The 21,182-nt window shown below is 69.2% G+C and carries 20 protein-coding genes; 12 read left to right on the top strand and 8 right to left on the bottom strand.

Annotated features, from left to right (window positions below; translation table 11 throughout):
- The first annotated feature begins 18 nt into the window (after positions 1-18).
- The 3 genes from KOL93_RS15065 to KOL93_RS15055 are packed head-to-tail and all read left to right on the top strand — an operon-like array spanning position 19 to position 3,343.
- Complete coding sequence (locus tag KOL93_RS15065) at positions 19-963, top strand: carbohydrate ABC transporter permease (RefSeq protein ID WP_221586216.1); 945 nt, start codon at positions 19-21, stop codon at positions 961-963.
- Positions 960-1,784 (top strand): carbohydrate ABC transporter permease, encoded by an 825-nt coding sequence (locus KOL93_RS15060; RefSeq protein ID WP_221586215.1) that lies wholly within the window; start codon positions 960-962, stop codon positions 1,782-1,784. The genes KOL93_RS15065 and KOL93_RS15060 overlap by 4 nt, the downstream gene beginning before the upstream one ends.
- Complete coding sequence (locus tag KOL93_RS15055; RefSeq protein WP_221586214.1) at positions 1,784-3,343, top strand: alpha-N-arabinofuranosidase; 1,560 nt, start codon at positions 1,784-1,786, stop codon at positions 3,341-3,343. Before KOL93_RS15060 ends, KOL93_RS15055 begins: the two co-directional genes overlap by 1 nt.
- Before the next feature lie 53 nt (positions 3,344-3,396).
- On the opposite strand, the gene KOL93_RS15050 is transcribed toward KOL93_RS15055, so the two are convergent.
- The 3 genes from KOL93_RS15050 to KOL93_RS15040 form a co-directional block, all read right to left on the bottom strand.
- The gene (locus KOL93_RS15050) at positions 3,397-4,437 is read right to left on the bottom strand and encodes an NAD(P)-dependent alcohol dehydrogenase (protein ID WP_221586213.1); all 1,041 of its coding nucleotides are present in this window, start codon (positions 4,435-4,437) and stop codon (positions 3,397-3,399) included.
- A gap of 118 nt (positions 4,438-4,555) precedes the next feature.
- Positions 4,556-5,323, bottom strand: coding sequence for a metal-dependent hydrolase (locus KOL93_RS15045; protein ID WP_221586212.1), 768 nt, complete (start codon positions 5,321-5,323; stop codon positions 4,556-4,558).
- A gap of 103 nt (positions 5,324-5,426) precedes the next feature.
- Positions 5,427-6,119 (bottom strand): NRDE family protein, encoded by a 693-nt coding sequence (locus KOL93_RS15040; protein WP_221586211.1) that lies wholly within the window; start codon positions 6,117-6,119, stop codon positions 5,427-5,429.
- A 130-nt stretch (positions 6,120-6,249) separates the two neighbouring features.
- Here KOL93_RS15040 and coaBC point away from each other — a divergent pair, with 130 nt between their 5' ends.
- Positions 6,250-7,461: a bifunctional phosphopantothenoylcysteine decarboxylase/phosphopantothenate--cysteine ligase CoaBC gene (coaBC, locus tag KOL93_RS15035; protein WP_221586210.1), complete on the top strand. Its 1,212-nt coding sequence runs from the start codon at positions 6,250-6,252 to the stop codon at positions 7,459-7,461.
- A 33-nt stretch (positions 7,462-7,494) separates the two neighbouring features.
- On the top strand, positions 7,495-8,040 hold the full coding sequence (locus tag KOL93_RS15030; protein WP_221586209.1) for a hypothetical protein: 546 nt from the start codon (positions 7,495-7,497) through the stop codon (positions 8,038-8,040).
- 77 nt (positions 8,041-8,117) lie between these two features.
- Here the strand turns inward: KOL93_RS15030 and KOL93_RS15025 are convergent, their stop codons facing one another.
- The 3 genes from KOL93_RS15025 to KOL93_RS15015 all read right to left on the bottom strand — a co-directional run bounded on the left by KOL93_RS15025 (position 8,118) and on the right by KOL93_RS15015 (position 11,886).
- Positions 8,118-9,302 (bottom strand): ROK family transcriptional regulator, encoded by a 1,185-nt coding sequence (locus KOL93_RS15025; RefSeq protein WP_221586208.1) that lies wholly within the window; start codon positions 9,300-9,302, stop codon positions 8,118-8,120.
- A gap of 104 nt (positions 9,303-9,406) precedes the next feature.
- Positions 9,407-10,414 carry an ABC transporter permease gene (locus tag KOL93_RS15020; protein WP_221586207.1) on the bottom strand — a complete coding sequence of 336 codons (1,008 nt, stop codon included), beginning with the start codon at positions 10,412-10,414 and terminating at the stop codon, positions 9,407-9,409.
- Entirely contained in the window at positions 10,411-11,886 is a 1,476-nt protein-coding gene (locus KOL93_RS15015) for a sugar ABC transporter ATP-binding protein (protein ID WP_221586269.1), read from the bottom strand. The genes KOL93_RS15020 and KOL93_RS15015 overlap by 4 nt, the downstream gene beginning before the upstream one ends.
- Positions 11,887-12,185: 299 nt before the next feature.
- Here KOL93_RS15015 and KOL93_RS15010 point away from each other — a divergent pair, with 299 nt between their 5' ends.
- The 7 genes from KOL93_RS15010 to KOL93_RS14980 all read left to right on the top strand — a co-directional run bounded on the left by KOL93_RS15010 (position 12,186) and on the right by KOL93_RS14980 (position 19,655).
- Positions 12,186-13,244: a substrate-binding domain-containing protein gene (locus tag KOL93_RS15010; RefSeq protein WP_221586206.1), complete on the top strand. Its 1,059-nt coding sequence runs from the start codon at positions 12,186-12,188 to the stop codon at positions 13,242-13,244.
- A gap of 61 nt (positions 13,245-13,305) precedes the next feature.
- Positions 13,306-14,469 carry a Gfo/Idh/MocA family protein gene (locus KOL93_RS15005; RefSeq protein WP_221586205.1) on the top strand — a complete coding sequence of 388 codons (1,164 nt, stop codon included), beginning with the start codon at positions 13,306-13,308 and terminating at the stop codon, positions 14,467-14,469.
- A gap of 23 nt (positions 14,470-14,492) precedes the next feature.
- Positions 14,493-15,494, top strand: a complete 1,002-nt coding sequence (locus KOL93_RS15000; RefSeq protein ID WP_221586204.1) for a sugar phosphate isomerase/epimerase family protein — start codon at positions 14,493-14,495, stop codon at positions 15,492-15,494.
- A 163-nt stretch (positions 15,495-15,657) separates the two neighbouring features.
- Positions 15,658-16,680 (top strand): siderophore ABC transporter substrate-binding protein, encoded by a 1,023-nt coding sequence (locus tag KOL93_RS14995; protein ID WP_221586203.1) that lies wholly within the window; start codon positions 15,658-15,660, stop codon positions 16,678-16,680.
- Positions 16,681-16,702: 22 nt separating this feature from the next.
- Positions 16,703-17,722, top strand: coding sequence for an ABC transporter permease (locus KOL93_RS14990; RefSeq protein ID WP_260406613.1), 1,020 nt, complete (start codon positions 16,703-16,705; stop codon positions 17,720-17,722).
- Positions 17,712-18,788, top strand: coding sequence for an iron chelate uptake ABC transporter family permease subunit (locus KOL93_RS14985; RefSeq protein WP_221586202.1), 1,077 nt, complete (start codon positions 17,712-17,714; stop codon positions 18,786-18,788). The genes KOL93_RS14990 and KOL93_RS14985 overlap by 11 nt, the downstream gene beginning before the upstream one ends.
- A 108-nt stretch (positions 18,789-18,896) precedes the next feature.
- Positions 18,897-19,655, top strand: a complete 759-nt coding sequence (locus KOL93_RS14980; protein ID WP_221586201.1) for an iron ABC transporter ATP-binding protein — start codon at positions 18,897-18,899, stop codon at positions 19,653-19,655.
- Positions 19,656-19,717: 62 nt separating this feature from the next.
- Here the strand turns inward: KOL93_RS14980 and KOL93_RS14975 are convergent, their stop codons facing one another.
- Positions 19,718-20,587 (bottom strand): aggregation-promoting factor C-terminal-like domain-containing protein, encoded by an 870-nt coding sequence (locus KOL93_RS14975; RefSeq protein ID WP_260406612.1) that lies wholly within the window; start codon positions 20,585-20,587, stop codon positions 19,718-19,720.
- A 338-nt stretch (positions 20,588-20,925) separates the two neighbouring features.
- Complete coding sequence (locus KOL93_RS14970) at positions 20,926-21,126, bottom strand: hypothetical protein (protein WP_221586200.1); 201 nt, start codon at positions 21,124-21,126, stop codon at positions 20,926-20,928.
- Between the last annotated feature and the right edge of the window lie 56 nt (positions 21,127-21,182).

Below are 21,182 nucleotides of genomic sequence, written 5' to 3'. Positions count from 1 at the left end.
ATTCGAACGGATCGTCACATGTCAGCCATGACCTCGATGCCATCGCCCACGCGCTCCCGGCGCCGCCGCTCCGTGGAGGGCGGCTGGAAGCAGATCACGATCAACCGGGCCTTCCTGATCCCGGCCGTGATCGTGTTCGCCGTCCTCTTCGTCTTCCCGCTCGCACAGGGGCTCTATTGGAGCTTCACCGACTTCACCGGGTACAGTCCCGAGGCGAATTTCGTCGGGGCGGCCAACTACACCCGGATCCTCAACGATCCTGCGCTGCTGTCCGGGCTCGTGTTCACTCTGCTCTTCGCGGTGGGGACGATGGTGCTCGTCACGGTCGTCGCCATCCCCCTCGCCGTGCAGCTGAACAAGGTGTTCCTCGGGCGCAACTTCGTCCGATCGCTCTGGTTCTTTCCTGCGGTCCCGAGCATGGCGATCCTCGGCCTCGTGTGGAGCTACATCCTGTCTCCGCTCGACTCCGGCGTGCTCAACACCTTCCTGCGGAACACGTTCGGCATCGACGCCATCTCGTGGCTGTCGGACGACGCGCTCGCCCGCGGATCGGTGATCCTCGTGGGCGTGTGGGCGCAGGCCGGATGGCACGCGGTGCTGTATCTCGCGTATCTGCAGGCGATCCCCTCCGAGTACTACGAGGTGGCGAAGATCGACGGAGCGTCGTCCCGCCAGCAGTTCTTCGGCATCACGCTTCCGCTCCTGACACCGGCGATGGCCGTGAGCTCGTTCCTCCTGCTCACCAACGGACTCAAGGTGTTCGACCTGCCGTACACCCTCACCAACGGCGGGCCCGGATACGCGACGTACACGATCACGCAGTCCCTCGTCGTCACCGGCGTCAGTCAGGGCGAGTACGGCGTCGCGTCGGCGCTCGCCGTGATGTTCACGGTCGCCGTCGGAATCCTCGGCTTCTCGCAGCTCAAGCTCACGGGCGCGATCAGCAGGAGGTTCACCGCATGAGGGAGAAGACGTGGCGCATCGCCCTGCGCACGATCGGGATGTTCGCCCTGGCGCTCGTCATCGCGATCCCCCTGTACTACATCCTCGTCAACACGTTCAAGACGCAGGGCGACATGGTGTCCGATCCACTCGGTCTCCCGGTCGACTGGACGCTCGAGAACTGGTCGGCAGCGCTCGTCGACGTGTCGATCTACCGCTCCTTCGTCAACACCCTCTACGTCACGGCGGTGTCGGTGGTCGCGCAGCTGATCGTGGGCGCCATGGCGGCGTACGCGATGATCATCGCACGCGGGCGACTCGCCCAGATCATCGGCGGGATCCTGCTGCTGGGATTCATCATCCCCGGCCAGTCGACGATGATCCCGCTGTACCGGATGCTCGTCGGCTTCGAGCTCGTGGACAATCTCAACGGGCTGATCCTGATGTACCTCGGCGGGTCCATCTTCTGCTTCTTCCTCATCCGGGGCTACATGCAGACGATCCCGTTCGAGCTGGTCGAGGCGGCGCGCATCGACGGAGCGAGCACGAACCAGATCTTCTGGCGTGTGGTGCTGCCTCTCATCAAGCCGATCCTCGTGACAGTGGGTGTGTTCCAGTCGATGTGGGTCTGGAACGACTTCCTGCTGCCGACGGTGTTCATCTCCTCGCCGCAGAAGGAGACCATCGTGCTGCAGGTGTACAGCGCCGTCTCCGAGTTCACGACCGACTGGCCCGCGTTCATGACCGTGACGGTGATCGCGCTGATCCCGATGGTCGTGTTCTTCCTCTTCACCCAGCGCCACATCGTCAGCGGTCTGCTGGCGGGAAGCGTCAAGGGCTGATGGCAACCGACAGACAACGAAGAAGGAGCACACCTGTGTCAGAACCGATCCGCGCCGTCATCGACCTGGACCTGCCCGGAGCGCGCATCTCGCGCCACATCTACGGGCACTTCGCCGAGCACCTCGGGCGCTGCATCTACGGCGGCTTCTACGTCGGCGAGGACAGCGAGGTGCCGAACGAGCGCGGGATCCGCACCGACGTCGTCGAGGCGCTGCGCGATCTGAAGATCCCGAACCTGCGGTGGCCGGGCGGCTGCTTCGCCGACGACTACCACTGGCAGGACGGCATCGGCCCGCGCGAGGACCGCCCGCGGATGGTCAACTCGCACTGGGGCGACGTCGTCGAGGACAACTCGTTCGGCACGCATGAGTTCATGGACCTCTGCGAGATGCTCGGCACCGACGCCTATATCTCGGGCAACGTCGGATCCGGGTCGGTCGCCGAGATGAGCGAGTGGATCGAGTACCTCACGCGCGCCGACGATTCGCCGATGGCCGATCTGCGCCGACAGAACGGCCGCGACGAGCCGTGGAAGGTGCCGTTCTTCGGCATCGGCAACGAGGCGTGGGGCTGCGGCGGCAATCTGCGCGTCGAGCAGTTCGCGTCGATGGCGCGCCAGTACTCGACGTACGTGCGCGATCACGCGGGTAACGAGGTCTACCGCATCGCGGCCGGCGCCAACACGGACGACCTGCACTGGACCGAGGTGCTGATGGAGTCGTTCGACGATCTGTCCGACGGCGACGGCCGGGCCGCCCCGTTCCAGGCGCTGTCGCTGCACTACTACACGATGACGGGCGGCTGGCAGGACAAGGGGTCGGCGCGCGAGTTCGATGTCGACGAGTGGTACGTCGCCTTGTCGCGCGCCCTCCACATGGAGAAGCTGCTGACGCGGCACGGGCAGGTGATGGATCGTCACGATCCGAACCGTCGAGTGGGCCTCGTCGTCGACGAGTGGGGCACGTGGTGGAACGTCGAGAAGGGGACGAATCCGGGCTTCCTGTATCAGCAGAACACGCTGCGCGACGCGCTGGTCGCCTCGGTGCACTTCGACGCGTTCCACCATCACGCCCACCGCGTCGTGATGGCCAACATCGCCCAGACGGTCAACGTGCTGCAGGCGATGCTGCTCGCCGATGCCGAGACGGGCGCCCTCGTGAAGACGCCGAGCTATCACGTGTTCGAGATGAACACCGGCCACCACGACGCTGACGCGCTCGACGTGCATCTGAAGGGCGTGCCGACGCGCGCGGCCGACGGCGGCGAGCTGCCGCTCGTGTCGGCGTCGGCCTCGACGACCGGCGACGAGGCGCTCATCTCGCTCACCAACCTCGATCACGAGACGACCCGCACCGTCGAGCTCGACCTGCGCGGACGCGATGTGATCGACCTGTCGGGCCGCGTGCTCTCCGCCGACGGACTGGCCGCGCACAACACTCCCGAGGCGCCCGAGCGGGTGGCGCCCGTCGCGCTGGAGGGGCTGCGTCGCACTGAGCGCGGTGTCGAGGTCGTGCTGCCCGCGCATTCCTACGCCACGGTGTCGCTGACCCTGGCCTGACGCGGCGAGCGCCTCCGAGGTCAGACCTCGGAGGCGCTCACGTCGGGCCGCCGCTACAGCGTCGCGGTGTCGATCACGAAGCGGTAGCGCACGTCGCTCGCGAGCACGCGGTCGTAGGCCTCGTTGATCTGCGAGGCGTCGATGAGCTCGGTCTCGGGGGAGATCCCGTGCTCGGCGCAGAAGTCGAGCATCTCCTGCGTCTCGGCGATGGATCCGATGTTGGATCCCGCGAACGACTTCCCGCCGACGATGAGCGAGAACACGCTGACGGGCAGCGGCTGCGGCGGGGCGCCGACGTTCACGAGGGATCCGTGCGGACGCAGCGTCGCGAGGTAGGCGTCCATGTCGAGCGACGCGCTGACGGTGTTGATGATGAGGTCGAAGGATCCCTGCAGAGTCTCGAGTGCGCCCTCGTCACCGGTGGCGACGTGGCGCGCCGCGCCGAACGCGAGCGCGTCGTCCTTCTTCGACGTCGACCGCGACAGCACCGTCACGTCGGCGCCCATCGCGACGGCGATCTTGACGGCCATGTGGCCGAGCCCGCCCATGCCGACCACGGCGACCTTCATGCCCGGGCCTGCACCCCATCGGGCGAGGGGCGAGTAGGTCGTGATGCCCGCGCAGAGCAGGGGGGCGGCCGCCTCGTACGGCAGCGACTCGGGCACCTTCAGCACGAAGTGCTCGTCCACGACGACGTGCGTCGAGTAGCCGCCCTGCGTGATCGTGCCGTCGCGGTCGAGCGAGGCATAGGTCTGGATGTTGCCCTGCTCGCAGTTGTGCTCCTCGCCCGCGCGGCACTGGTCGCATTCGCCGCACGAATTCACCATGCAGCCCACGCCGACGCGGTCGCCGACCGCGTGCGTCGTGACCTCGGATCCGACCTCGGTCACCTCGCCGACGATCTCGTGACCGACGACCTGCGGGAACGCGATCGGCCCCCACTCCTCGCGGATCGTGTGGATGTCGCTGTGGCAGATGCCGGCGTACCGGATGGCGATGAGCACATCGCGCGGGCCGACGTCGCGTCGCTCGATCGTGAGCGGGACGAGCGGTTCCGTCGCGGAGTTCGCGCCGTATGCGTTGACCGTGAGCATGGGTCTCCTGTCGTTGCGGTGGGGTGAGTCCAGGATCCCACGCGCGCGGCAGTCGGGAGCGGGGTCAGCCGTCGAATGCGGGCGTGCGAGGCGCGCGCACCTCGATCTCGCGGGGCGGTCAGGCCACCAGCGGAGCAAGCAGCTGCACGACCGCCAGCACGAGGCCCCACGCCGCGAAGACGCCGAGCGCGACCGTGAGGATCCACTCGCGCCACGAGCCGGCGTCGCCGAGCAGCGGAAGCGCGAAGCAGCCGCGCCTCGGCCAGAGCTTCGTGATGAGCAGCGTGCGGCGGAAGACGACGGGGCGCTTGAGCATGAGGGGCCACAGCCACGGCACGCCGCCCGTCGTGAGCGTGTCTCCCAGCAGGTGCACGAGGTAGCCGACGCCGATGCAGGTCGCGAACCAGCTGAACTGGCCCGGCATCCACCACGTGAGAGCGATGGCCGACGCGATGCCGATGAGCCACGACAGGAGCCATCCCTTCGCGATGCGCAGGCACTTCGTGCCGACCGCGATGCAGACGGCCGCTCCGGCTGCAGGGCCGATGGGCAGCGGATCCGACCAGCCCTCGGGCGTCCACGTCACGTACGACAGCGCGATGGCGGCGATGAGGACGCCGAGCACCGCGACGAGCGAGTGCATCCCCTTGCGGTGCCCGCCGGAGATGCCGCTCGCGACGCCGGAGATGACGCGGCCGCCCGGCAGGCCCGTCGCGATCGTGGACGAGGGGTGGTCGATGTCGGGGAGCAGGGCGGCGCCGGCGCACACGGCCGCGCCGGCGAGGACGCCCACCGGGTCGATCGGCGCCCAGCCGAAGCCGGGGACGGCGGTCGTCACGGCGACCCAGGCGGCGGCGCCCGAGACGGCGTGGGAGGTGCCCATCATGCGGCGGTTCCGTGGTCGCGAGAGTGGTCGATGTTCGCGAGAGCGGGCGATGCTGCGCCCACTCTCGGCGACAGCACCCACTTTCGCGGACGCGTCGCGGGCATCACGAGAACGCCAGCGGCGACCACGTGCCGGGCCCGTCCAGCTCGGCATAGCGCACGTCGGCGCGATCGGGCCAGACCGACGCGGTGCAGGCGAGCGTCGAGACCGTCGGGTAGCCGTGCGGACGGTTGTCGCGGACGATCGCGCGATCGTCCACCGGGCTCAGCTCGGCGGTGCGCGCGAGCACGTCGGGCCACTCGTCGGCGGCGACATCGCGGAAGGCGCCCAGCCACGCCGCGATGCGCGCGCTGCGCGGGTCGTCGACGTCGTGGTGCGCGAGCATGTGCGTGCCGGGAGTCGGAATCGTGTGCGAGAGGTGGTCGCCGTCCCACGACACGACCTCGACGGATCCGCCTGTCACGCTCAGCAGGTTGAATCCGCGCATGCGGGAGTGGTGCGTGAGCGGGCGATCCGTGACGGCGTCGAGTGAGAGCGACCCCCGCGACGCGATCGACTCGGCGGCGACGGCGGGCTCGCCCTCGCGGTTGAGAGTGACGGCGACGCGGCCGAGATCGGGACGCGCGGCGAGCCAGGCGCCGCCGGCACGGCGATCCTGCACCCCCACGACGCCGGGCAGCTCGCGCCACCACGACCCCAGCGGGTTCCAAGGGCGCGACGGATCTTCGTCGCGCACGGCGAGAAGTCGCACGGGATCGGACGGGGACTCGGGGACGCGGAAGACGACGGTGCACATGAGGATCCGCACCAGCGTATGCGGAACGTCTGAGCCGACGCCCCCAGCAGCCGCGCCGCGCCGGGGCGCGGCGGAATCGAACATGCGGCGCGGGGGTCCGATCGCGCCGGTGTCCTGACAGGATGGGGCCATGTTCGTCGTCGTGGGTGTGACCGGTGGCATCGCCGCCTACAAGACCGTGCAGCTCGTGCGCCTCCTCGTGAAGGACGGGCACGACGTGCACGTGATCCCGACCGATGACGCGCTGCGCTTCGTCGGCCTGCCGACATGGGAGGCGATCAGCCGCAACCCCGTCACGACGAGCGTCCACGACGATGTCGCGCGCGTGCGCCACGTCGCACTCGGGCAGCAGGCGGATCTCGTGGTCGTCGCGCCGGCCACGGCGAACACGATCGCGAAGATGGCGGCGGGGCTCGCCGACGACCTGCTCGGCACGACCCTCCTCGCGACGCAGGCGCCCGTCGTCATCGCCCCCGCGATGCACACCGAGATGTGGCAGCACCCGGCGACGCAGGCGAACGTCGACACGCTCATGTCGCGCGGCGTGCACATGATCGGCCCCGAGGCGGGCGAGCTCACGGGCGGCGACAGCGGCCCCGGACGCATGACGGAGCCCGAGCGGATCCACGAGACCGTCGCGCGCGAGCTGGCGCGCGGATCCGGCGAGGCAGCCGGCCAGCAGTGGCTCGTCACGGCCGGCGGCACGCGCGAGCCGATCGATCCGGTGCGCTTCATCGGCAACCGCTCGAGCGGCCGGCAGGGCGTCGAGGTCGCGCTCGCCGCGGCCCGTCGCGGCGCCGAGGTGACGCTCATCGCGGCGAACGTGTCACCCGAGGTGCTCGCCCAGGTGGCGGGGGATCCCCGGATCCGCGTGGTCGAGATCATGTCGACCGACGACCTCGAGCGCGCCGCGTCGGCGCACGCGCCTTCCGTCGACGTCGTCGTCATGGCGGCCGCCGTCGCCGACTACCGCATGCCCGATGTCGCACACGAGAAGATCACGAAGGAGTCCGCCGAGGGCACGCTCCGGCTCGAACTCGTCGAGACGACCGACATCCTGCGTGGCCTCGTCGCGAGCCGGGTCGAAGGGCAGACCATCGTCGGCTTCGCGGCGGAGACGCCGGGCGAGGGCGAGACGCTCGTGGGCCGCGCGATCGCGAAGCGCCGTCGCAAGGGCGCCGACCTGCTCGCCGCGAACGAGGTCGGCTGGCGGAAGGGGTTCGAGCAGGACGAGAACCACCTCGTCGTCATCGACGCGGCAGACGCCGTGGTCGCCGAGGTGCAGGGGACGAAGCGCGACACCGCGGAGGCGCTCGTCGCGACGATCTGCGCCCGACGGTGATATCTGCGCGGCTCGGGGGATAGGTTCATTCGCATGAGCGAGTGGGTGGCGGAGCCGACGGTCGACGACGACACGATCCGGGCGAAGACCGGGCGCGAGTGGGACGCCTGGGCGGAGGCGATCGACGCCGGGCCTGGCCGAGGCGCCGGCCACACGGCGATCGCCGCCTGGGTGGTCGAACAGGGCGTCGACGCGTGGTGGGCGCAGAACGTGACGGTCGGCTACGAGCGGATCCGTGGTCTGCGGCTCCCCGGTCAGATGCCCGACGGCACGTTCACGATCTCTCGTGGGCGCACGGTCGAGCGGTCGGTCGAGGCGATCCGGGCTCTGCTGCTCGACGATGAGACGCGCGGTGCGGCGCTCGGCGACATCGAGACGACGCTGCGGTCGAAGCCCGCGGCGAAGAACCTGCGCTTCGCGGCGCGGCAGGGCGGGGACGACATCGGCATCGTCGCCTTCGCGGCGGATCCGGTCGGAGAGCGCGCGAAGCTCACGGTGACGCACGAGAAGATCGCGACGCCGGAGGACGGCGAGCGCTGGAAGACGCACTGGGCCGCGTGGCTCGACGCGCTGCGGTGACCCGGCGTGAGCGCGACGGATCGCCGACGCGGCGCCGGCCGGCGCACTGATTCGCCGGACGGCGGCGGAGAAGCGCGTCAGGCGACCGTCGTGAAGTTCGCCGCGATTCCCGCGGGGGAGAGGGCGTGCTCGACGGCGAGCATGCTCGCGCCGAGCACCGCGGCTCGCGGGCCGGTCGTCGCCTGGGCGATCGTGAGGCGCTCGGTCGCGAGCGGCGTCGAGCGCATGTAGACGACCTCGCGCACGCCCGCGATGAGGTGCTCGCCCACGCGGGCCATGGATCCGCCGATCGCGATGACGGTCGGGTTCAGCAGGCTCACGGACGCCGTGAGGACCTCGCCGATGTCGCGGCCAGCCTGACGCACGGCCTGCGTGGCGGCGAGATCGCCGGCCTTGACGAGCTCGACGACGTCGGATCCGGTGCGGGCGTCCAGCCCCGTGTCTCGCAGGGCGCGCGCGAGCGCGGGACCGGAGGCGAGCGCCTCGAGACACCCGCTGTTGCCGCACGTGCAGGGCACGTCGTCGCCGCGTGCGACGCGCACGTGGCCGATGTCGCCCGCAATGCCCTGGGCCCCGCGCTGCAGCTCGCCGCCCGAGACGATGCCGGCGCCGATGCCCGTCGCCACCTTCACGAACATGAGGTGCTCGACGTCGGGCCATCCGACGGCGCGCTCGCCGAGGGCGCAGATGTTGACGTCGTTGTCGACGAGGACGGGCACATCGAAGTGATCGCGCATCCAGCCGGGGACGTCGAAGCGATCCCACCCGGGCATGATCGGCGGATTGACGGGCTGGCCGGTGGAGAACTCGACGGGGCCGGGAAGCCCGATCCCGATGGCCGCGACATCGGTCTCGCGGCGGTCGACCTCGGCGAGGAGGCGGCGCGCGCTCTCGATGAGCCAGGTCAGCACGGGCACGGGCCCATCGGCGATGGCGAGCGGATCGCTGTGCTCGGCGAGGACGGATCCCTCGAGATCGGTGATGGCGACGGTCGCGTGCGAGGCGCCGAGGTCGGCCGCGACGACGACGCGCGCCCGGGGATTCAGCGCGAACCGCGAGGGCGGGCGGCCGCCGGTGGAGACGCCGTCGGCGACCGGTGCGATGAGGTCCATGCGCATGAGCAGGTCGACCCGCGTCGCGATCGTCGAGCGCGCGAGCCCTGTCGCCTTCGCGAGCTCGGCGCGCGTGCGCGGGGAGCCGTCGCGCAGGAGCTGGAACAGGTGCGCCACATCGCCGCGGCCGCTCGTCGTGATCTCAGCCATCCCGGCTCCCTCCCTGTTCGACAGTCAGAACGGCAGGGCCGTGTGACCGGAAACTCTCATCGTACGTCGGCTGATCGGCGGGCCCAGCGGCCCGCCGATCGCGCTCAGCGGCCGGGCTTCGACGCGAACCGCTGCTGCAGCAGCACGGCGACGACGATGATGATGCCCATCGCGACGGCCTGCACGGCCGACGACAGGTTGTTCTGCACGAAGACGTTGCGGAGCGTCGCGAAGATCAGCACGCCGAACACGGTGCCCGTGATCGTGCCGCGCCCGCCGGCGAGGAGGGTGCCGCCGACGACGACCGCGGCGATCGCGTCGAGCTCGTACAGCTGCCCGTGGGTGGAGGTGCCCGCCGTCGTTCGGCCGAGCATCATGACGGCCGCGATGCCGGCGCAGAGACCCGAGAGCGCGTACAGCCACATCGTGTGTCGCTTGACCTTGATGCCGCTGAGGCGCGAGGCTTCGGGATTGCCGCCGATTGCGACGGTGCGGCGCCCGAACGTCGTGCGGTTGAGGATGAACCAGCCGGCGGCGGCGACGATCGCGAAGATCCAGATGAGGATGTCGATGCCGAGCAGATCGACGTTCATCGCGCGCTTGAATTCGCTCGATGAGATCACGAGCGTGCGGTTGTCGGCGAGGATCTCGGCGAGCCCGCGCCCGCCGACCATCATCGCGAGCGTCGCGATGAATGCCGCCACCCTGCCGTAGGCGACGACGACGCCGCTGATCATTCCCGCGGCGAGGCCCGTCGCGAGCGCGACGACGACCATGACGATCCAGTGCGACTGCACGACGATGTCCTGCACCGCCGCGATCGTCGCCGCCACCGACGCGAGGGCCAGGACGGCGCCGACGGAGAGGTCGATCCCGCCCGACAGGATCACGAACGTCATGCCGATGCTGATGACGCCGATGATCGACGCCTGGCGCAGGATCGTGAAGACGTTGTTGATGTCGGCGAACGTGTTGGGCGCGGTCACGATGCCGACGACGACGATGGCCGCGAGGCCGACGACGAGGCCGAGGTTGCGCCCGACCGATCCCGAGAAGATGCGGCGCAGCGCCGAGGGCGCCGTGGTGGTCGAGTCGGAGGTCTGCGTGGTCACGCGGCTGTTCCTTTCATGACGAGATCGAGCACGCCGTGCTCGGTGATCTCGGCGGAAGGTGTGGTGGTGAGGAGGCGCCCGTCGCCGATGACGAGCACCTGATCGGCGAGCCCGAGGACCTCGTCGATCTCGCTCGAGATGATCACGATCGCGTTGCCGGCGTCGGCGAGCCGGCGGATGAGGGCGTAGATCTCGGCGCGCGCGCCGACGTCGACGCCGCGCGTGGGCTCGTCGAGGAGGAGGATCCGGCTGCCGTGCACGAGCCAGCGCGCGAGCAGGATCTTCTGCTGGTTGCCGCCCGACAGCGTGTCGGTGGGACGCGACGAGTCGGCGGGCCGCAGCTCGAGCGTCGCGATCTGCTCGTCGGCGGCCGCGCGTTCTCCGGGCTCGTTCAGCAGGCCCGCCTGCGCGATGTCCTGGAACGACGACAGCGTGATGTTGCGGTAGATCGGCTCGCCGAGGATGAGCCCCTGCGACTTGCGCTCCTCGGGGCTGAGGCCCATGCCCGCGGCGACGGCCGCCGAGACGGATCCGCGGCGAACCGTCTGCCCGTCGGCGCGGACGGTGCCGGCCGACGCACGGCGCGCGCCGTAGATCGTCTCGACGATCTCGGAGCGGCCGGACCCGACGAGGCCCGCGAGGCCGACGATCTCGCCCGCGCGCACCTGGAACGACACGTCGTCGAAGACGCCGTCGAGGCGGAGCCCGTCGACGTCGAGCAGAACGGGAGCACCGGCCGGGACGCCGGGACGGGTGGGGAACACGTTGGTCACCGCGCGGCCCGTCATGTGGCGGATCAGCTCGTCCTTGGGCGTCGTGGTGACGTCGAGGTTGCTGGCGGTCGACGCGCCGTCCTTGAGGACCGTGATGCGGTCGCCGATGCGGCGGATCTCCTCGAGGCGGTGCGTGATGTAGATGACGGCGATGCCCTGCGAGGTCAGCTCGGCGACGACGCGGAACAGGTTGGCGACCTCTTCCGTGTCGAGCACGGCCGACGGCTCGTCCATGATGATCAGCTCGATGTCATGCGACAGCGCGCGCGCCATGCTGACGATCTGCTTCTCGGCGGCGCTCAGCGTGCCGACCTCGGCGTGCGGAGACATCGCGCTGTGCCCGAGACGCGCGAGCAGCTCGCGCGTCTTCGCGACCTGCTCGCTCCGGCGGGTGACGCCCCCGCGGTCGAGCTCGTGACCGAGGAAGATGTTCTCTGCGATCGTCAGGCCGTCGACGACGTCGAGCTCCTGGTACATCGTGGCGATGCCCGTCTCGATCGCCGCCTGCGGCGTCGCGACGTGCGCGGGCTCGCCGCGCCACAGCACCTCTCCGTCGTCGGGCTGGTGCACGCCCGCGAGCACCTTGATGAGCGTCGACTTGCCGGCGCCGTTCTGCCCGAGCAGGCAGTGGACCTCTCCGGGCGCGACGTCGAGGTCGACTCCGCGGAGCGCCGTCACGGCGCCGAAGCGCTTCGTCACGCCGCGGATCGACAGGAGTGTCGGTGGGTGGTCATCTTTGATCACCCGGCGAACATAACACGTCGAAGTGGCGTGCGAAAGATCAGTATGTGGCGGCCCCCGTGCGCAGTCAGCGTGTCGTCACGCGCCGACAGAAACCCAGGTGAGAGGGGCAAGAAGAACCTTTTCACACGGTTTCGACAAAAGGTGTACAGCAGCCGTGCAGTTCTGCTAGCGTCGGCCTCGTCGATGAGGACAGCGCGCGCGGCCATGTGCCGGCGCCCGAGTCGGCGTCACCTGCACATGTTCAAGGAGGAATCATGCAGTCACGGCGCGGAACAAGAAGGCATGCGCTCACGACGGGTCTGGCCGCGGTCGCCGCGGTGGGCCTGCTCGCCGGGTGCACGAGCGACGGGTCCGAGGGGGAGAGCGGCGGCGACGCCGTCGACCAGGGCACGACCGCCGAGGAGAATCAGTCGTCGGGCGACACGGTCGTGATCGGCTGGTCCGGCCCGGAGGCCGACCACGGCTGGCTCGGCGCGATCAACTCGGGTGCGCTGGGCGCGGCCGACGGCTTCGACGACATCGATCTGCGCCAGGCCGAGGGGACGAACGACGCCAACCAGCAGATCGCCGCGGTCGAGCAGTTCATCAACGAGGGCGTCGACGCGATCGTCCTGCTGCCGACCGACGGGGCCGCACTCACGCCCGTCGCCCTCGAGGCGATGGAGGCAGGGATCCCCGTCGTCAACGTCGACCGCGAGTTCTCGGACTCGAACGCGTCGCGCATCACGATCCTGGGTGACAACTACGGTATGGGCGTCAGCGCCGGCGAGTACATCTGCGAGCAGGTCGGCGATATGGACGACGCGGTCATCGGCGAGATCGCGGGAATCGACTCGCTTCCGCTCACGCAGGACCGCACCGACGGCTTCAACGACGCGCTCTCCGAGTGCGGCCTCGACGTCGACGCGCGCGTCGCCGCCGACTTCACGGTCGCCGGCGGCGAGGAGGCGACGACCCAGCTGCTCTCGGCGAACGATCATTTCGACGCGATCTGGAACCACGACGACGATCAGGGCGTCGGCGTGCTCGCCGCCATCAACTCGGCCGGGCGCGACGATTTCTTCCTCGTCGGCGGTGCCGGCAGCAAGAACATGATGGATGAGATCGAGTCGGGCGAGAGCGTCATGCAGGCGACGGTCATCTACCCGTCGACGCAGGCCGCCGACGGCATCGCGCTGGCCCGGCTGCTCGCGCAGGAGAAGACGATGAGCGACCTGGTCACGCCGAGCGTGCCCTATCGCATCGTCCTCGACGCTCCGGTCATCACGTCTGAGAACGTCGAGCAGTACTACGATCTCGCGTTCGAGTCGTGAGGTGTCGACCCGGGGTGTCTGCGGACGCCCCGGGTCGTGAGAGCAGGAGAGGAAACGGAATATGACAGGCGCGCTTCGAGTCGCGATGATCGGATACGGCTTCATGGGGGCCGCCCACTCACAGGCCTGGCGCACGGCGCCGCGGGTCTTCGGCCTGCCGCGGGCGATCGAGATGTCGGTGATCGTGGGGCGCAACGAGGACGCGGTCACGGCGGCGGCGGCCAAGTGGGGATGGAACGAAGCCGCCACCGACTGGCGTGAGGTCGTGGCGCGCGATGACATCGACGTGATCGACATCGTGACGCCCGGCCACTCGCACGACGAGATCGCGATCGCGGCGCTCGAAGCGGGCAAGCACGTGCTGTGCGAGAAGCCGCTCGCCAACACGGTCGACGACGCCGACCAGATGGCCGCCGCCGCGCGCACCGCGGCGGGCGCAGGTGCGCGCGCGATGCTCGGCTTCACCTATCGGCGCGTGCCCGCGCTCACGCGGGCGCGCGACCTCATCGCCGAGGGGCGGATCGGCACGGTCCAGCAGGTGCGCGCCGCGTATCGCCAGGACTGGCTCGTCGACCCCGAGGCGCCCCTGTCGTGGCGCCTCAAGAAGGACCAGGCAGGGGCGGGTGCGCTCGGCGACATCGGCGGGCACGCCGTCGATCTCGTGCAGTTCCTCACGGGGCAGCAGGTGTCGACCGTCTCGGGCGTCGTCGAGACGATCGTGAAGGAGCGCCCGATCGAGACCGAGCGCGTCGGCATCGCGGGCAGGGGCGGCGACGAGTACGGCGAGGTCACGGTCGACGACGTCGCGATCTTCACGGGCCGTCTGACGGGCGGGGCGCTCGCCGCGTTCGAAGCGACGCGTTTTGCGACCGGCCGCAAGAACGAGCTCACGGTCGAGATCTCGGGAGACAAGGGCGCGATCGCCTTCAACCTCGAGAGCATGAACGAGCTGCAGGTCTACGACCGCACGGCGCCTGACACCGATCAGGGATTCACCCGCGTCATCGTGACCGAGCCCGCGCACCCGTACCTTGAAGGCTGGTGGCCGGCGGGCCACATGCTCGGATACGAGCACGCGTTCAGCCACCAGGTGAAGGACTTCGTCGATGCGATCGCGAGCGGAGCGGATCCGTCGCCCACATTCGACGAGGGTGCGCAGGTGCAGCGTGTGCTCGCGGCGGTCGAGGAGAGCTCGAGCGCCGACGCGCGCTGGATCACGGTCTGACCGGACGACTGGAGGAGAGAGACATGACCCGACCGATCACGCTGTTCACCGGCCAGTGGGCCGACCTGCCCTTCGAGGAGGTCTGCCGGCTCGCGGGCGAGTGGGGCTACGACGGGCTCGAGATCGCCTGCTGGGGCGACCACCTCGATCCGTCGCGCTGGGACGATGAGGCGTACATCGCCGACCGGAAGGCGATACTCGCACGTCATGGCCTGCGGGTCTGGACGATCGCGAATCACCTCAAGGGGCAGGCGGTGTGCGACGACCCGATCGATCAGCGCCACCGCGACATCCTGCCCGACAGCATCTGGGGCGACGGCGACCCCGAGGGCGTGCGCCAGCGCGCGGCGGAGGAGCTGAAGAACACGGCGCGCCTCGCGGCGAAGCTCGGCGTGAAGACCGTCACCGGCTTCACCGGGTCGTCGATCTGGAAGTACGTCGCGATGTTCCCGCCCGTCAGCGACGAGGCGATCGAGGCCGGCTACCAGGACTTCGCCGACCGCTGGAACCCCATCATCGACGTGTTCGAGGAGCAGGACGTGCGCTTCGCCCTCGAGGTGCATCCGTCCGAGATCGCGTACGACTACTGGACCGCGAAGCGCACGCTCGAGGCGGTCGGGCACCGCCCCGGGTTCGGCATCAACTTCGACCCGTCGCACTTCATGTGGCAGCAGCTCGATCCGGTGGCCTTCGTGCTCGACTTCGCCGACCACATCCTGCACGTGCACGTGAAGGAGTCGGTGACGAACCTCGACGGGCGAAACGGCGTGCTGGGATCCCACCTGCCGTGGGCGAATCCGCGGCGCGGCTGGACGTTCGTGTCGACGGGCCACGGCGAGGTGCCCTGGGAGCCGCTGTTCCGCGCGCTGAACGCCATCGGCTACGACGGCCCGACGAGCGTCGAGTGGGAGGACGCGGGGATGGACCGGCTGCAGGGGGCGCCCGAGGCGCTCGCATTCGTGCGCAAGCTCAACGCCATCACGCCGCCCGATGCCGCGTTCGACGCGGCTTTCAGCACCCGATAGAAGGGCCACGCGGCACGCCGAGTTGGACGCATCGGTGGAGGTGAGGCTAACCTTACTCAGGCCGAGTAAGGCTAGCCTCACCTTCACGACGGGAAGCATCCCGTCCTGTCCACCTCGAGTCCGCGCCTGTCAGCGCGCTCTCCACACAGCAGGAGTCGCCTCTATGTCCTTGATCCGTCCTGTCTCCACGTTGGCGCTCGTCGCCGCGTCCGCGCTCGTCCTCGCCGGCTGCTCATCGAACGCCGAAGCAGACGCGGAGGCGGGTTCCACCGACGACGCCGCAGCCGAGACCGTCGAGTACTCGTTCGCGTACAACACGGCCGGCGAAGACGAAGAGCCCGTCTACGAGGAGACGACGGTCGATGTCCCCAAGAACCCCGAGAACGTCATCATCTTCGACATGGCGTCGCTCGACACGTGGGGCGCTCTCGGGGGCGAGGCAGCGGGTGCGCCGCTCGAGTCCGTTCCCGACTACCTGCGGGGCTATCTCGCCGACGATGCGATCAACGCCGGGTCGCTCTTCGAAGCCGACCTGCTCGAGGTCGAGGCGGCGCAGCCCGACCTCATCATCGTCGGCGGCCGCTCGGCCGCGATGTACGAAGATCTCAGCGAGATCGCGCCGACGATCGATCTGTCGTCGCAGGGATCCTTCGAGGAGACCCTCGAGAGCAGCGTCACGTTCCTCGGTGAGGTGCTCGGCGCCGAGGACGAGGCGCAGGCGGCGCTCGACGAGCTGAACGCCGGCATCGAGGAGGCGCGTGCGGCGACCGCCGACATCGGCACGGGGCTCAGCGTCATGGTGTCGGGCGACAGCCTCAGCGCCCTCAAGCCGGCGGACGGCGACTTCTCCGGGCGCAACCTGCGCGGCGGTCTCGTCTACGACGTGTTCGGTGTCGAGCCGGTCCTCACCGACATCGAAGAGGCGACGCACGGCGAGCCCGTCTCGTTCGAGTTCCTCCTCGAGAACGACCCCGACTACCTCTTCGTGACCGACCGCAACGCGGCGACCGACGCCGAGGGCGAGCAGGCCGCGGAGGTCGTGCTCGACAACGAGATCGTCCACGAGACGACCGCCTGGAAGAACGACCAGATCGTCTACCTCGATCCGACCGCCTGGTACATCGTCTTCGGCGGGATCGACACGACGCAGATCATGATCGACGACATCCTCGCGATCTCGGAGTGACCCGCGTGCTGCGGTGCCGCGCATGGCTGCGATGACAGCCGCGGCGACGACGAGCGCCCCCGCCCCGCCGCGCCCCCGGCGCACGTGGGTGGGGGTGCTCATCGGCGTCCTCCTCGTCCTGCTCTCGGCCGTGAGCATCTTCATCGGAGCCTCGAGCGAGGTGTCGCTCGCCGGCGTCTCGACCGGCGACGGCCACGGTGCGTTCCTGCTCGCGGCGAGCCGGATCCCTCGCACGGTCGCGCTCGTCCTCGTCGGGGCTTCGCTCGCGATCGCGGGCCTCATCATGCAGATGCTCGTGCGCAACAAGTTCGTCGAGCCGTCGACGACCGGCGTCACCGAGTTCGCCGGGCTCGGCATGCTCGCCGCGATGGTCTTCCTGCCCGGCTTGGCGATCCCCGCGCGCATGGTGATCGTCTCAGTGTTCGCGCTCTTCGGAACGTGGGTGTTCCTGCGGATCATCCGCTTCGTCCCCGTGCGCCACCTCGTGCTCGTGCCCCTCGTCGGCATCATGCTCGGCGGCGTCGTCGGCGCCGTCACGACCTTCTTCGCCTACCGTCTCGACCTGCTGCAGTCGCTCGGCCAGTGGGCGCAGGGATCCTTCGCGAACGTCATGCGCGGTCGGTACGAGATGCTCTGGATCGCCCTGATCATGGTGGTCATCGCGTGGATCGCCGCTGATCGATTCAGCGTCATCGGACTCGGCGAGGAGTTCGCGACCAACCTCGGACTCGACTATCGCCGCGTCGTCGCGATCGGCATGGTCGTCGTCGCCGTCATCACGGCGTGCGTCCTCGTCACCGCCGGCGTGCTGCCGTTCCTCGGCCTCGTCGTGCCCAACGTCGTCAGCCTCCTCATCGGTGACAACGTACGCCGTGCCATCCCCTGGGTCGCGGGGCTCGGCGCCGTCTTCGTCGTGGCGTGCGACATCATCGCCCGTCTCGTGCGGTTCCCCTATGAGATCCCGCTGTCGGTCGTCGTCGGAATCGTCGGCGCCGGCCTATTCCTGTGGCTGCTGCTGAGAAGGAGGGGTCGTGTTCACTGAGGCTCCCGCCGTCGACGAGGCGCCGGTGCGCACGAGGCCGGCCGCGCAGGTCCGCTCCCTCTGGGAGCGTCCCGCTGTGCGCCTCGGTCTCCTCGTCGCCGTCGTGCTCGCGCTCGTCGCGCTCTACCTCTTCCACGACATTCCCGGGTCCCTGCTGTTCGCCGCGAGGATCCGCGGCATCACGGTCCTCGCGATGATCGTCGTCGCCGTCGCGGTCGGCACGTCCACGGTCGTGTTCCACACCATCACGCAGAATCGAATCCTCACCCCGTCGATCATGGGCTTCGACGCGTTCTACGGACTCATCACCACGGTGATGGTGTTCGCGTTCGGGTCCGTCGCGTTCCTGCGCGCCGACAGCCTGCTGATGTGGGTGATCCAGGTCGGCGTCATGGTCGGGTTCAGCGTGCTCCTGTTCACGTGGATGTTCACGGGGAAGCGTCGCTCGATCCACCTCATGCTGCTCGTCGGCATCGTGCTCGGGACGTTCTTCCGCAGCGCCACCGAGTGGATGCAGCGCATGCTGGATCCACTCGACTTCCAGGTCGTGACCGATGCGATGTTCGCCTCGCTCACGCGGCCGGATCCGACCCTCCTGGCCTTCACCGCAGTGCTGGTCGCCGGCGGGTGCGCGATCCTCCTGCCGCTGCTCACGACGCTCGACGTCCTGACCCTCGGTGAGCCGGTGGCCGTCGGCCTCGGCGTGAATCACCGCCGCGTCGTGATGGTGCTGTTCCTCGTCGTGTCGGTCATGGTGGCGGCGTCGACGGCGCTCGTCGGGCCGATCCTGTTCTTCGGGCTCATCGTCGCGAACCTCGCCTACTCGTATGCGGGATCGTTCCGGCACGCGTGGACGCTGCCCACCGCCGTGCTGCTGGGCGTCATGTGCCTCCTGGGTGGACAGCTCGTCGTCGAGCAGCTGCTCGGCTTCGAGGGCACGCTGTCGACCGTGATCGAGTTCGCGGGCGGCCTGTTCTTCCTCTTCCTCGTGCTCGGGAGTGCGGATCGAGTCGGCGCCGTTCGCGAGCATCGGCGCAGGGCGTCCGATCGCAAGGCCGAGGAGTGAGGCGATGCCGGAGGCATCGTCGTTCGAAGAGAACGCCGCGAGCGGGCGTGCTGCGCCGAGCGCAGTAGGCGTCCGACGCGATCCGCACGACCAAGGAAAGGGGGCGCGATGATCGCGCTCGACGGCGTCACCAAACGCTACAACGGACACACGGTGCTCGACGACGTGTCGATCGAGTTCGGCGAGGAGGGCATCACGTCGCTCATCGGGCCGAACGGCGCGGGCAAGTCGACGCTCTTCGGGCTCGTCGGCCGGCTCATCCGGCCCGACGGCGGATCCGTCTCGATCGACGGCATGGAGGTGGGAGGCGCACCGAGCCGCGAGCTCGCGAAGACGATCGCGGTGCTGCGCCAGGACAACCACATCGCCGCGCGCCTGACGGTGCACGACCTCGTCGAGTTCGGGCGGTTCCCGCACTCGCAGGGGCGTCTGACGGCCGAGGACCGCGACCGCATCGAGCAGGCGATCAGCTACCTCGAGCTCGACGAGTTCCGACACCGCTTCCTCGACGAGCTGTCGGGCGGCCAGCGCCAGCGCGCGTTCATCGCGATGGTGCTCGCGCAGGACACGAAGTACGTGCTGCTCGACGAGCCGCTCAACAACCTCGACCTGCGGCATCAGACCTCGATCATGAAGCTGATCCGCCGCATCGCCGACGACCTCGGGAAGAAGGTCGTCATCGTGCTGCACGACATCAACTTCGCGGCGACGTACAGCGACCGCATCGTGGCGATGCGCGACGGCCGGATCATCGCCGACGCCGCGAGCCGCGACATCATGCGCCCCGACGTGCTGCGTGACGTCTACTCGACGGAGGTCGACGTGCGCGAGATCGACGGCAGGCCGGTCGCCCTGTACTACTCCTGAGCGCTTTCCGGCACGACGAAGGGGATCCCGCGGCGAGCGGGATCCCCTTCATCGTGGCCGGATCAATACCAGTCGGTTGCCTGCGAGTGGCCCCACGCGGCGCACGGAGTGCCGTACACGCTCGAGATGTAGTCGAGGCCCCAGGCGATCTGCGTGTGCGCGTTCGTCGCCCAGTCGCCGGCGATCGACGACATCTTGTCGCCGGGGAGCGACTGCGGTATGCCGTAGGCGCCGCTCGACGGGTTCTGGGCCTGGTAGTTCCAGCCCGACTCCTTCGTCCACAGCGAGTCGAGGCAGCTGAACTCGCCCTCGCCCCAGCCGTAGGTGGTCGCGGCCATGTCGCGGGCCGTGGCCTTGGCGCCGTCGACCGTGTTGACCTGCGCGAGCGCCTCCGCGGCGGCCGCCTCCTCTGCCGCCTGCTCCTCGGCGGCCTTCTCCGCTGCCTTCTTCGCGGCTGCTGCTGCGGCTTCCTCGGCCTTCTTGCGCTTCTCCGCGGCGATGCGCTCCTGCTCCTGCTCGTACTCGGTCACTTCGACCGTGAGCTCGTCGATCTCCTTGCCGGCGTCGGCCGTCACGCCGGTCGCGACGGCGGCGGGCATGGCCTCGTAGTCCTCGAGGTAGTCGACGTAGCCGGTGAGCTCGGTCGTGTCGACCTTGTCCTTCGCGCGCTTCAGGAGATTCTTCGCGTCGTCGAGCGTCGCGGCGGCCGACTCGGCCGTCTCGCCGCTGGCCAGCTGCACCTGGGCGCTGTCGCGGGCCGGGAGGTCCTCGACGGTCGCGGCGGCGGCTCCGGAGCCGACCGCCACGACGCCGAGTGCGAGGGCGGATCCGATCGACACGAGTCTGCGACGCTTGTCGCGCTTCTGGCGCATCTCGATCACGTAGCCGGGACGCGGGAACGGCGTGAGCTGGGGAGTCTCGTCAGAGGTCATGCGGAAGTCGGTCCATCTCTCTCGGGGTACGCAGCCGGGTATCTGCGGGAGGCGCGGGGGATTCGCTGATCGGATGTCAGCGGAAGCGCCGGTCACCGACTCTGCGATGCGAATCTGGACGGCCCCGAAGAGATCACCAGGTTCGGGCCCGAAAGGGGCCTCGAGGCGCGGTGAACAGGGGGTGAACCTGGGAGAGAGGTCGTGACCCACGCGATCGGCATGCTGGCGCGGATCGCGAGGGTGTCAGAACGTTTGGTAACGAACCGGTAACGATGCGTTCCTTTGGGTCTCCTGCGAGACCGATGAAAGCGGGGCTCAGTGGGGCCTGACGGGCGGCGCTACAGCTCCGTGCCGTCGTCGTCTCGGTCGTAGATCCCCTGGTTGCCGCCGCGCTTGGACTCGAACGCCATGAGCACGCCGATGCCGATGAGCACGCCCAGGACGAGCCCCAGCCATACGTTGCCGAGCACGCCGCCGATGAGCGCGGCGACGATGATCAGGCCGATGGCGATGAGGAAGGAGCGGAAGCGGCGCGACATGGATCCATTGTGTCGCGAATCGAGCCATGCGCGAGGGGGATCTCGAGACGGGGCGA

The sequence above is a fragment of the Microbacterium salitolerans genome (assembly GCF_019720895.1).
In the GTDB taxonomy this organism is placed as follows: Bacteria; Actinomycetota; Actinomycetes; order Actinomycetales; family Microbacteriaceae; genus Microbacterium.
This window is presented reverse-complemented; position numbering and strand designations above follow the sequence as displayed.